A 12,166-nucleotide genomic window follows, 5' to 3' on the forward strand; every position below is an offset into this window, starting at 1 on the left:
TAGGCGTCCCGTCGGCAGATCCGCAAGAAAGCCGGTCGCCAGCGGGAGAGGCGGTTTGGACGCAGCGCAACGATCGATCGATCCGGTTCTCGAACGTCCGAGGATGGGTGCCTATCGCTGGATGCTTTATATCGCCTGCGGCGTGCTGATGGCGTTGGAAGGCTACGATGCCTACGTGGTCGCCAATCTGGCCGCGGTCATTGCCAAAGGGCTGGCCATTCCGATTCCGGCGATGGCCTTTGTATTCACCGCGCAAGCTGCCGGTATGGCGCTTGGGTTCTACACCATCCCCATGCTGGCCGACCGGATAGGCCGCCGCGGCTTGATTATCGCCGGTTCGGCGCTGTTCGGCGTGTTGACGCTGGCATCGACGGTGGCGGTCGATTTGCAGCAATTCGCCATCGTGCGCTTTCTGGCGTTCGCGTCGCTAGGCGGAACGATGCCCAACATCGTGGCGCTTGTTGCCGAATTCATGCCTACGGTAAGGCGCGGGCGCCTGTTGACCTGGCTGTTCATCGCGCATGGGCTTGGCGCATCCATCGCCGGGCTGATAGGCCCGACGCTGGTGGCCTATCATTCCTGGCAAGCGGCGTTCTGGGCCGGCGGTGGGCTGCTGCTGGCGTTCGTTCCCTTCCTCTACCTCTACCTGCCCGAATCCTGCCGTTTCCTGATCGTGCGCGATCCCTGCGATCCGCGTATCGGTCGCATCTTGCGGCGGATCGACAACACGTTCGAATACGCGCCCGGCGCCCGCTTCGTTACAGCGGAGGCCAGCACGACCGGCATCCCGCTGGCCGGGCTGTTCCGCGAAGGCCGCGCGTTGATGACACTGATGCTGTGGCTGGCGATGGGGGCTGCGCTGTGCGTGACGGCAACGCTGTCGGCATGGCTGCCCAGCTATCTTCATGTGCTTGGCGGGTTGGACACCAGCACGGCCACACGGATGTCAGCCATGTCCGCGTTCGGCGCGATCGCCGGGCCGGTGCTGCTGACCGCGATGATGAAGCGCATGGGGATGGCAAGGTCGCTGATGCTGACGCTGTTCATCGCCTTCATCGTGATGAGCCTGACCGGCATTGTGCGGGAAAGACCCCAGCTTGGCTGGGTGTTCGGGGGGGCGTTCGGTTTGCTGGTGATCAGTGCGCAGGCCGGTCTGAACTCGCTCGTGGCGTCAAGCTATCCCAGTTCGATCCGCTCCACGGCTATCGGCTGGGCTGGTGGCATCGGGCGCGTGACATCGATGATAGGACCGGGGCTGGGCGGCGCGATGCTGGCGGCAGGCTGGGGCTCGTGGCGCATCTATCCCGCGGTGGCATCGCCACTGCTGCTGGCGGCTATCGCCATGATGGTTTTTCACACTCTGCGGTCGGATGGGATTCCTGACGCGCGCGATTGATGGACAGTGGACTGGTGACAAACATGCAAAGAAGATCGTTGTTGGCCGGTGCGGGAGGATTGGTGCTGGCGGGCGCGACGCGGCTATCGGCCCGCGCCGAGCCACGGGCGTCGGCAACGGACCCGCTGTTCGACGCGCACATCCATTTCTTTTCAAGCGATATCGCCGCCTATCCGATCGATCCGCGTTTCGCGCGCGAGCCGGAGGAGGTGCTGCGCGCCCGGATCATGCACGCACCGGCCACCCCGGAAACGGTGTTTCCGCTATGGCAAGCGGCGGGCGTCGTGGGCGGCGTGGGCGTGCAATACAGCGGGGCCTACAAGACCGATAACAGGTACGTCCTGGATGTGGCGGACGCCCACCGCGACCGGATCGCGACGGAGATCATCGTCGATGCGCGCAATCCCGCCAGCGCCGCCGATATCGAAGCCAAAGTGCGCGACCATCACGTCGATGCGCTGCGTGTCACGGGGTTGGCCGACGCCAGCGGCCACTACCCCTGGCTCGATTCCGAACCGACCCGGGCAATATGGGCGCTGGCGGAACGTCTGGGGCTGCCCGTGGGGGTGACGTATCTGCCGCCCAAGGTCACCGGCAACGCCTTCGCGGCGATCGCGGGCCTGGCGGACCGCTATCCGGGCTGCACGATCCTGTTCGAACATCTGGGATGGACGGGCGGCCCCAATTCCGCCGGTCTCCTGGCCGAGCACGCGACGCTCGCGGCACGCCGCAACGTCCGCTTCAAGTGGACCACGCTGGATATAGACGCGCTGACTGCCGCGGGGATCGACCCCGCGCATTGCCTGCGCGACGCGGTTCGCCTTTACGGCGCCTCGCGCATCATGTGGGGATCGGACTTCGGCAACACCACGCGGCCTTATGGCGGGATCGCCAAGGATGCGCGCGATTCCTGCGCGCTGCTATCGGCGGCGGATCGCCGGGGGGTACTGCACGATACGGGGCGCGCCACCTTCCGGCGGCGCGCCTGATTCTACCAGGGAACCTTACCGCTATCGCCATAGAGACCGCCGGTCGGGCCGTCTTCATCCAGAAGCGCCAGCCCGATCGCTACCGCCGCGCCCTCGGTGGGCGGACGGCCGTTGCTGTTGGAAAGATCGGTCGCGCACAGGCCGGGGTTGGCCGCGTTCACCTTGATGGGCGTATCGAGCAACTCGTTCGCGAACTGCACGGTAACCGCATTCACGGCGGTCTTCGACGTGTTGTAGGCCAATAACCGGCTGAACGAGAACGGCGCTTCGCGGCCGCTGGACAACGAAAGCGAGGCAAGGCCCGTCGACATGTTGACGATGCGGCCCGCCTTGCTGGCGCGCAGCAGGGGAAGCATCGCCTGCGTCACCGCCACGACGCCGAACACGTTGGTTTCATAGGTCTGGCGCATCAGGCCCAGATCCGACAGGCTGGGCGGAACCCCCTTTTCCAGCGAGACGGCGGCGTTGTTCACCAGGACATCAAGCCGGCCCCATTCGCTGGAGAGACGCTCCGCCGCGGCGGCGATGCTGCCGGCATCGGTAACCTCCAAGGGCTGGAAGTGAACTTCCAGCCCTTCGTCCCGCAGCGCGGCGGCGGCGGCTTCGCCCGCCACAGGATTGCGCGCGCCCAGCACTACAATCACCCCGTGCCGTGCAAGCCCTCGGGCGATCTCGAACCCGATGCCCTTGTTGCCCCCGGTGACCAGCGCGATCTTGCTGCCGGTGTCAGACATCGAACGGTGCCGAGCGGGGATAGCGGCCGATGTATTGCAGGAACTTGCCGAAATATTTGTCGCTGCGGATCAGCGTGCTCTTGCCGTACCCCCGGAAGCGCAGCGCGAACAGGATCGGCTCGTCCTCGGCATAAAGCTTGTGCATGTAGTCAATCCGGTTCTGCAATTCCGCGGCTGCGGCTTCCGGCCCCAGTTCATCCGCCTGCGACTTGCGCATGGCCACGAGGAAATAGGCGTCGGACCAGCCCGGGGCGACCTGGGAACTGCCAGCCATGAAGAACCGTTCAGTGCCGTCGGAAAGCTGCATGTGGGCAGTAAGCCAAGTGCCGCCGAAAAGCTGCGTATCGGCGATGCGCGCTTCGGATTCCTGCCGCACGACGATCACGTAGTCCCCGAAATCCACCTTGGTGGGATTGGGGTTGTTGATGCCGTGGACGGTCTGAAGGTGCTGGAAATCGACGAGGTTGGACGATCCGATCCAGCCCTCGATCGGTCGCAGGCCGCGATGGAACGCGCGGAAAACGACCTCGTCTTCCGAGACGTTGGGCAATTCCGGCAGGTCGAACAGTGGCGTTTCACCGTTGAAGGCCCAGATCATCCCCCAGCGTTCGGCGGCCGGATAGGAAAAGATGCGCACGGCGCGCGGGATGTGGGTTTCGCCCGGAATGTCCACGCAATCGCCGTTGGGTCCGAACTTCCAGTGGTGGTAGGCGCAGCGCACCGCACCATCGACGAGGCAGCCTTGCGCAAGATCCGCGCCCACGTGCGGGCAGTAGGCGCTTTGCACCACCGGCCGCCCCTCGGCATCGCGATAGACGATGACCCGCGTGCCGAGGAAATCGCGCCCGACGATTTTGCCGGCAGGCAGTTCTTCCGCCAGCATCAGCGGGTTCCAGTTCTTCAGATAGGTGCCATCTGGCTCCTTGCCGTATTCCTGCCCCGCGAAGGGCGGGGGCGGCAGGACGGGGGCGGCTTGCTGGGTCGTAGAATCGGACATCTGTTTCTCCCTTGATGGCGGGGAAGTAGCAGATCGGTCCGTGCTCTGGAATATATTTTATAGTCAGCTATAATTTATTCCCTGATCATTGCTTCCTGTTCGGCGGTGCGGCCGCTGGCACGGCGCCAAGGCCTTCCAGGATCAGGCTTCGCACGAAGCCCTTGTAGCGCGCGGCGGTATCGGCGGAACTCTCGTCCCACTCCACTCCATCGCGGTCAAAAAGCTTGGATGCCTGCAGGTATTTTTCGCAAAGCCCCATGATGGCGAGGAAGGTGAAATAGGGATCGACCGGCCGCAGCGTTCCTTCCGCCACGCCGGCGGCGATGATCGAGCGATAGATTTCCAGCGTTTTCGACATCCAGACATTGATGAGCTCGGCCGCCAGGGGATCGGTTTCATCGCCGATGATTTCCACCATCAGCCGATGGTAGAAGGGGTTGGCCATCAGGAAATCGACCATCGCATCGATGCGGATGGCCAGACGGTCCGGCGCGGACGTGGCATCGCTTTCCACCGCGGCCACGCTGTCGCCAAACTCCTTCGACAGCATTCGGGCCACGTCGACCAGCAAGCGCGTGCGGTCCTGGAAATAGTATTTGAACAGCGTAAGGTGAACGCGGGCGTGGCGCGCGGCGACCGAAAGCGAAAGCTTTTCCGGCGGCAGGGTCCGCAATAGCTCGGCGGTCTGTTCAATCAGCAGTTCCTTGCCGATCCGTCGCTTGCCGGTGGGGCGCCCGATCGCCCGGGTCACTTTCCCGGCGGTCCGCTCGGCCTTCTTGCGCGGGGCTCCGGCCTTCTTTTTCCCCCGCGTTGGTACGTCTTGCTTGTCCACTCGCCAAATCCTCGATCGCCAAAACGCCGGGGCCGATACGCCGCATGACGGCCCTGCCGCGCGGTGTCGCGATGCCGGACCGATCGCAAGCACTACCGCGCGGTGTCGCCAGCGACAACATCTTGCGGATTCCTGAACAACAATTATCGGTGCATATAATTTGATGGAGAAAAGCCTTTATGAGTGTGGCCGGCGTAGATACCCACGCGCATATCTTTCACGCCGGGATGCCACTCTCCCCGGACGCCTGGCATCGGCCCGCGGGGGAAGCTCCGATCGAGCTTTATCTCGACAACCTGCGCGCAGCCGGCATCGACCGTGCGGTGTTGGCGGCGGCCAGCCTGTTCGAAGACAACAACGACTATGCGCTGACGGCCACGGCGACGCATCCGAATCTGCGCACCACGGTCATCGTGGATCCTGCGACGGACGATTATGCGCTGCGCGAGATGGCGTCGGCCGGGGCGGTTGGTGTACGCCTTCAATGGCGTAGCACGCCGTCGCCGCCCGACCTTGCCGATCCGGTGTGGCAGCGCTTTCTGCGCCGCCTGGCAAACGGGGGCTGGCATGTGCAATTGCACGACCGGGGGGATCGCCTGCCCGCCGCCATCGCCGCGATCGAACGGAGCGGCGTGCCACTGGTAATCGATCACTTCGGCCGCCCCGACGTGGCGCTGGGCGTGAATTGCACCGGCTTCCAGGCCGTGTTGGGCGCGGTCGAGCGCGGGCGCTGCTGGGTCAAGCTCTCCGCCGATTTCCGTATCGGCTCCGACGCGCTTGTCCGACAACTGACCGATGCCCTGCTTCGCCACGCCGGCACCGACCGGCTGTTCTGGGGAAGCGACTGGCCCTTCGTGGCGTTCGAGGCAGGCATGACCTATGGCCGGGCGATCTCTCGCTTCGAAACGCTGGTGCCCAATCCAGCCGTGCGTGATGCGATCCATCGCACGGCCGGACGTTTCTATTTCGGAGATCAATAATTATAATTGGTTTGAAATAAAAATCACTGTCGGATAAGTCATGCGTGCGGCGGCTAGGAAGAAGGGTTCGCGCATGGAGACGGGATATCGTGAGAGGCTGCGGGCGCCGCTGAATTCGCCTGATTTCCGGGGCGCGCGGCCGCGCCGTTACGAACGCAGCGTCGTGAATGGCATGATCGTGGAACGCGACGTGCGCGTGCCCACGCGGTTCGGGTTCGATATATGGATCGATCTCTTTCGCCCGGAAGGCGAACGCGGCGAACTGCCGGTTCTGGTGGCGTGGACTCCTTATGGCAAACACGATCCCGCCCCGTTGGCGACGATCTTCCCGGCCTCCGGCGTGCAGGAAGGCTGGATGTCGGACTTCACGATTTTCGAGGCGCCCGATCCGGTCTACTGGACGGCGCGCGGCTATGCCGTGATCACCGCCGACGTGCCCGGCACATGGTTTGCCGAAACCGAAGCCAGCTATTTTTCCCCGCGCGAGGCGCAGTGCCATTACGATCTGATCGAATGGGCCGGCACGCAGCCCTGGTCCAATGGCAAGGTGGGCCTTTCGGGAGTGTCCTATCTTTCGTCGTGCCAGTGGAAAGTGGCCGCGCTGAAGCCGCCGCACCTGGCGGCGATCAACGTGTGGGAAGGGTGGTCGGACACCTACAACGAGATCGTCCGGCACGGCGGCATTCCGGAAACAAGCTTCTGGCCCTACATCCACGTGCGCTGGGGTGCGTCCGACCGGCAGGTCGAGGATCTGTGGGCGCAAACCGTGGAGCACCCCTATTTCGACGCATACTGGCGATCGAAGGTCGCCGATTTCAGCGCGATCGACGTTCCGGCCTATGTCGTGGCCAGCTGGTCCGATCACGGCGTGCACACGCGTGGCACGCTGGAAGGCTTCAAAGGCTTGTCCTCCCCGCGCCGATGGCTGGAAATCCACGGCGGGAAGAAGTGGGCTTATTATTACGAGCCGGATTCGATCGCGCGGCAAGCAGCCTTTTTCGATCACTTCCTGAAAGGGGAGGAGACAGACCTGGTCGACTGGCCGCCGGTGCGCTTGCATGTGCGCGATCGTTATGGCGAGGCGACGATCCGCGCCGCCACGGCGTGGCCGGTGGAAGGCACGCGGTACGAGCGACTGTATCTGGACGGGGAAAGCGGCGGCCTTGGCGCGTTGCCGCCCGCGGCAGGCTCCGAGGTCTGCTATGATCCGCTGGACCAGCAAGGGTGCGCGGTGTTCGATTTCCCGGTCACCGAGGATCTCGACCTCGTGGGACATATGAAGCTGAAGCTGTGGGTTTCGACCGACGAGGGCGATGACCTTGATCTGCATGTTGCGGTAGAAAAGCTGCGGCCGGACGGCGGCAAGGAAGGCTTCGCGCACTGGGCCGTGTTCGAGGACGGGCCGGTCGCTCTGGGGTGGCAGCGCGTATCACGCCGCGCGCTCGATCCGGTGCGGTCCACCGCGCATCAGCCGGTGCTGTCCAACGATCGCGACGAAAAGCTTGCGCCGGGCGAGATCGCCGAAGTGGATATCGAGATCCTGCCTTCCGGCACGCGCTTCCGGCCGGGCGATACCTTGCGGCTGATCGTGAAAGGGCGCGACATCTTCGATCACCCCAAGCCGATGCTGTACATGCGCCACGAAGATACCGTGAACCGGGGCGCACACCGCATTCATACTGGCGGCGATCGCGCGTCGTACATTCTGATACCGCGAGTGGACAAGTAAGCGATGGACGTGGCGCCGCATGCCAAGCAGGGAAGGGTGCATGATGAGCGAGGTTAGGGACGTGGCGGACGATTTGCGGGCCGGTTTGCGGCGGCTGGCGAAGGCGGTGGTCGTCATCACGACGCGGCATGAAGGGCAGCGGCACGCGATGGCCGCGACGGCGGTGAGCGAACTCAGCATGGACCCGCCGTCATTGCTGCTCTGCGTGAACCGGGGAGCGAGCCTGCACGGGCCGCTGGCGGCGGGGGCTGCGTTTTGCGTGAACATCCTGCACGCCGGCCAGGAAGCGCTTTCGGCGCTCTGCAGCGGACGCGAGAAAGGCGAGGCACGCTTCGCGTCGGGCGCGTGGACTGGAGAGGAAGACGGCCCGCCGTGGCTGGAGGATGCACAAGCAAGCTTCGTGTGCGTTTACGAGGATCGCATGGAATACGGCACGCACAGCGTGATCATTGGCCGCGTCACCGACGTGCGCCTGCACGGCGATGTCGATCCGCTGGTCTATGTCGACGGGCGCTATACCCGCGTCGCCTGAACGGCGTGCCGCACCAAAAAGGGCGCCCGATCCTCGGCGGGATCGGGCGCCCTTTTCATTGCTGTGAACGTGTCAGGCCGTCATGGCCTCCCCGCGCTGGCAACCGCCTTGTTGATCGCGGCAATGTTCGCACCGCTGAACGCTTCGCGGTTTTCGTAGACCCAGTCGAACGACCGTTCGCGCTGGCGATTGGCCTTGTTGAAGCGCGGCATCACATAGCGCATCATCAGTTCGTAGGAGCGCTTTGTCGCCTCGAAGTTCATCCAGTTGGTGCCGGTCATCAGCAGGCAACCAAAGGGACCGGTGCGCTCCCACATCCGCTCGAGAAACTCGACCGCGTCATCCGGCGTGCCGACAAGGCCACCGCGCAGCGCGATCAGTTTGGCCGCGTCGTTCCCCGCCTTCGCGCGGGAATCGGCATAGCTCGCCGGGTTGAGCGCTTCGAGATAGCGCATCCAGGGCTCGAACCCGAACTCCACCGCCTTGGCGGCCTCTTCGCGCGTTTCGGCGAGGTGGAACGATACGACGACGCGCAGGTTATCGCGGCTCAGCTGGTTGCCATATTCGCGGCCCGTTTCCTCTGCCAGCGCCCAGCTGGCGTTCACGTCGCCACCGCCATGGGTGAGGATGCCGAAATTGTAACGCCCTGCCAGCCGCGATCCGACCGGCGTGCGCGAGGTGACGACGGTCATTTCCGGCAGCGGGTAGCTGTAGGGTGAAAGCTGCATGCTGGCATCGCGCAGCGTGAACCATTCGCTGTCGTGCGTGACGACTTCGCCACTGACGAGACGATGGATCACATCCACACCCTCGACCAGCCGCGCGCGCTGCTGCTCCGGCGCAATGCCCAGCATCGCCGCGTCGGACACCAGCATCCCCGGGCCAAAACCGAACATGGCGCGCCCCCGCGTCTGGTGATCCAGCTGGATCATGCGATCGGCGATCATGTAGGGATGGTGATAGGGAACCGAGATCACGCCAGCCCCGATGCGGATGCGCGATGTACGCTCGGCCGCGGCGGCGATGAACAGGTCTGGCGATCCGTAGATCTGCATTCCGCCCGAATGATGCTCGCCCATCCAGACTTCCGAAAAGCCCAGATACTCGAGCCATTGCACGAGTTCGAAATCACGCTGCATGCACAGCGAGACATCTTCGTCGTTGCCGTGATGGGGGGGGAGGAACACTCCCGTTCGCACATGGCGGGACTCAGTCAAGCAAGGCCTCCACAAGTTTGTTTTGCCGCGCGTCTGCATCGCGGTTGCCTTCGATCCATAATCCGACCGGCGGGGAGGAGGCAAGATAAATTATAGTTGATTAGAAAAATGCGTGTCGACTCGCCGGCAGGCCATCAACGAGGTAAACGGCTTCCCCTGGCGCGTTGGACGAGCGATGGGGCGAAAACTGCGAGACTGCACAAACTGAAGCCGCTGTCGCGGATGTCGGAAAATCCGCGATTTTATCCCACACGACCATGTCGGGAATATCTCAAAAATCCATGCAAATATGGAATATGAAGTTTATTTATCCTCTCTATTGAATTTAATTTTGGTGCATGTATGCTCCGTCGAACATGAAAAGAGCCGCCATCGGGTGGGCTTCAATATGGGGAGAGCAGGCAGATGCGCCTGGGTTGTACCGTTTCCGCTCTTGCACTGGCTATCGCGACATCGCCCGTCGCCTTCGCGCAAACCAGCGATTCTTCCACGAAGACAAATATGGTTGACGGGCAATCGCCGGAGGCGCAGCCGGAGTCCGGGATTACCGACATCATCGTCACCGCACAGCGCCGCACGGAATCGATCCAGAATTCGTCGCTTTCCCTTGCCGTGGTCGATGCAAAGCAACTGGCCACAGCCGGGGTGACGCAGCCGGAAGGTCTGAGCCGGCTGGTACCCAACCTGCAAGTCGGCTCGTTCGCCTATGCGCGCATCTATCTGCGCGGCGTTGGCGATAACACGGCGAACGGCTTTGCGCAGTCTGCGGTCGCCTTCAACGTGGATGGCGTGCATGTGGCGCGTTCCACGCAGTATGGCGGCAGCTTCTACGACGTAGCGCGGATCGAGGTGCTGAAAGGCCCGCAGGGGACGCTTTACGGGCGCAACGCTTCGGCCGGGGTGATCAACGTGATTACCAACGCGCCTACGCAGAAATTCGAAGGCTACCTCAGCGCCAACGTCGGCAACTACAATTTCTACCAGCTGCAGGGGGCGCTCAACGTGCCCATCACCGATACGCTTGCCGGTCGCGTGGCCTTCAACGTGGTGGAGCGCGATGGGTATCTGCAGGACGGATACGACGATGAATCGCAGCGGTCCGGCCGTCTGCGGTTGTTGTGGGAGCCGAGCAGCGCCGTCAGCCTCGGGTTGAAGGCCGATGTCACGCACACCGGCGGCAAGGGGCAATCGGGCGTCGTATTCCCCACGCCGGCCGGCGCCGATCCCTGGATGGCGGCCTCCGGCGATCTGGTTCGGCAATACCAGATCGCTACCGGATCACCTCGCGTGCCATCCGATGGCTTCGTGGACAACACCTATGTCGGCGTTTCGGCGGAGTTGAACGCGAAGCTGGGCTTTGCGGACCTCACGGTGGTTCCCGCCTATCGCTGGCAGGATTTCGCGTTCTACGCATCGCCGGCCGGCAACCTCAATTTCCGCGAGGCGGACAAGGTCTACCAGACCTCGCTCGAAGTCCGGCTGGCGCGGAATACATCGAACTACAACATCGTGCTCGGCGGGTTCTATTTTCGCGAAGTCACCTATGCGGATTCCCGCATCGACCAGGGCGCGCGTGCGGGCGCCCTGGCAGGCAACTCATCGATCTTCACGTCCTATCGCGCGCCGACCAAGGCGCTCGCGGTATTCGCCGACGGGCGCCTTTCGCTCACCGATCGCCTCCGCGTGCTGGCGGGCATTCGCTACACCGATGAAAAGCGCGGCCTGTTCGGGGTGACCACGACCTTTTCCACCATCGCAAGCGTTCCCACCTGTCCACCGACGATCGCGCTGTTCGATCCTGCCTATCGCTTCTGCCTTCAGGGCCGGGCCGATAACGAAGTGAAGAACAACGCCGTCACCTGGCGCGGGGGCGTGGAATTCGATCTCGCGCCGCGCTCCATGGCCTATGCCCGCGTCGATCGCGGCTTCAAATCGGGCGGGGTTTTCTCGGGCGCGGCCCCGGGCAATGACTATGCGCCGGAATTCCTGACATCCTACGTCGCGGGCGTGCGCAACCGCTTTCTCGACAACAAGTTGCAGGTCAATCTGGAAGGCTTTTACTGGGACTACCAGGACTACCAGTTCACGTTCGTCAATTTCGACACGCGCGGCGTATCGGCGCTTGTGACCCGCAATGTCGGCGCGGCCCGCATCTATGGCGGCAATGTCGATGTCGTGTGGCAGCCGCAGCGAAGCGATACCTTCACCTTCAACGTCGAATACCTGAACGCGCGCTTCAAGTCGTTCACCTACACAACATCGCTTGCCAGCGATCCGGCGCGGGAATGTCCTTCGCTGGGCGTGGTCGGGTCGGTGAACGCACCCGGCCGCGGTCCTGTAAATCTTTATGGCTTCAGCTGCGCCGGCGCGGCGCTGCCCCGCGCGCCCGAATGGACGCTGCGCGGCGGATGGACGCATGAATTCGAACTGTCGAGCGGTGCTACTTTCATTACCGATATCGATGCGCAGTACAGCTCATCCTACAAGCTTGATCTCACCAAGGTGGCGTTCCTCACGCAGTCGCCGTACGCGCTTCTCAACGCGCAGCTCACGTACCGCTCGCCGGACCGGCAGGTTACCGTCACGGCCTGGATGCGCAACATCACCAACCGCGCCGTTTACAACGATGCCCGTCGCTATGGCTCCACCAACTTCGCCGGCGGCGATATCCGGCCGCCGCGCACGTTCGGCGCATCGCTGAAGTACAGCTTCTAAGGCGGCGCGCATTCCGCCACGCCAGGAGTGAGCGCCGATCTTGCG

10 protein-coding genes are annotated in these 12,166 nt (G+C 63.5%); 6 read left to right on the forward strand and 4 right to left on the reverse strand.

The features are described from left to right. Nucleotides 1-55 precede the first annotated feature (55 nt). Both NMD1_RS02285 and NMD1_RS02290 read left to right on the forward strand, forming a co-directional pair. Nucleotides 56-1,396, forward strand: a complete 1,341-nt coding sequence (locus NMD1_RS02285; RefSeq protein ID WP_158453861.1) for an MFS transporter — start codon at nt 56-58, stop codon at nt 1,394-1,396. Nucleotides 1,397-1,437: 41 nt separating this feature from the next. After that, the gene (locus NMD1_RS02290; protein WP_233497301.1) at nt 1,438-2,385 is read left to right on the forward strand and encodes an amidohydrolase; all 948 of its coding nucleotides are present in this window, start codon (nt 1,438-1,440) and stop codon (nt 2,383-2,385) included. Nucleotides 2,386-2,387: 2 nt separating this feature from the next. Here the strand turns inward: NMD1_RS02290 and NMD1_RS02295 are convergent, their stop codons facing one another. The 3 genes from NMD1_RS02295 to NMD1_RS02305 form a co-directional block, all read right to left on the reverse strand. Continuing rightward, a complete protein-coding gene (locus tag NMD1_RS02295; protein ID WP_233497302.1) occupies nt 2,388-3,119 on the reverse strand; it encodes an SDR family oxidoreductase in 732 nt (243 codons plus the stop codon). Next, entirely contained in the window at nt 3,112-4,116 is a 1,005-nt protein-coding gene (locus NMD1_RS02300) for a Rieske 2Fe-2S domain-containing protein (protein ID WP_125953448.1), read from the reverse strand. The genes NMD1_RS02295 and NMD1_RS02300 overlap by 8 nt, the downstream gene beginning before the upstream one ends. An 85-nt stretch (nt 4,117-4,201) precedes the next feature. Next, on the reverse strand, nt 4,202-4,948 hold the full coding sequence (locus NMD1_RS02305) for a TetR/AcrR family transcriptional regulator (protein WP_125953449.1): 747 nt from the start codon (nt 4,946-4,948) through the stop codon (nt 4,202-4,204). Nucleotides 4,949-5,127: 179 nt separating this feature from the next. Here NMD1_RS02305 and NMD1_RS02310 point away from each other — a divergent pair, with 179 nt between their 5' ends. The 3 genes from NMD1_RS02310 to NMD1_RS02320 all read left to right on the forward strand — a co-directional run bounded on the left by NMD1_RS02310 (nt 5,128) and on the right by NMD1_RS02320 (nt 8,189). Next, nucleotides 5,128-5,928 (forward strand): amidohydrolase, encoded by an 801-nt coding sequence (locus NMD1_RS02310; RefSeq protein ID WP_125953450.1) that lies wholly within the window; start codon nt 5,128-5,130, stop codon nt 5,926-5,928. A 73-nt stretch (nt 5,929-6,001) separates the two neighbouring features. Continuing rightward, nucleotides 6,002-7,657 carry a CocE/NonD family hydrolase gene (locus NMD1_RS02315; protein ID WP_125953451.1) on the forward strand — a complete coding sequence of 552 codons (1,656 nt, stop codon included), beginning with the start codon at nt 6,002-6,004 and terminating at the stop codon, nt 7,655-7,657. A gap of 40 nt (nt 7,658-7,697) precedes the next feature. Next, nucleotides 7,698-8,189 (forward strand): flavin reductase family protein, encoded by a 492-nt coding sequence (locus tag NMD1_RS02320; RefSeq protein WP_199558046.1) that lies wholly within the window; start codon nt 7,698-7,700, stop codon nt 8,187-8,189. Between the two features lie 80 nt (nt 8,190-8,269). Here the strand turns inward: NMD1_RS02320 and NMD1_RS02325 are convergent, their stop codons facing one another. Further along, entirely contained in the window at nt 8,270-9,406 is a 1,137-nt protein-coding gene (locus NMD1_RS02325; protein ID WP_125953452.1) for an LLM class flavin-dependent oxidoreductase, read from the reverse strand. A gap of 501 nt (nt 9,407-9,907) precedes the next feature. Here NMD1_RS02325 and NMD1_RS02330 point away from each other — a divergent pair. Continuing rightward, the gene (locus NMD1_RS02330) at nt 9,908-12,121 is read left to right on the forward strand and encodes a TonB-dependent receptor (RefSeq protein ID WP_158453863.1); all 2,214 of its coding nucleotides are present in this window, start codon (nt 9,908-9,910) and stop codon (nt 12,119-12,121) included. Nucleotides 12,122-12,166 lie beyond the last annotated feature (45 nt).

This window comes from Novosphingobium sp. MD-1 (assembly GCF_001014975.1).
GTDB lineage: Bacteria > Pseudomonadota > Alphaproteobacteria > Sphingomonadales > Sphingomonadaceae > Novosphingobium.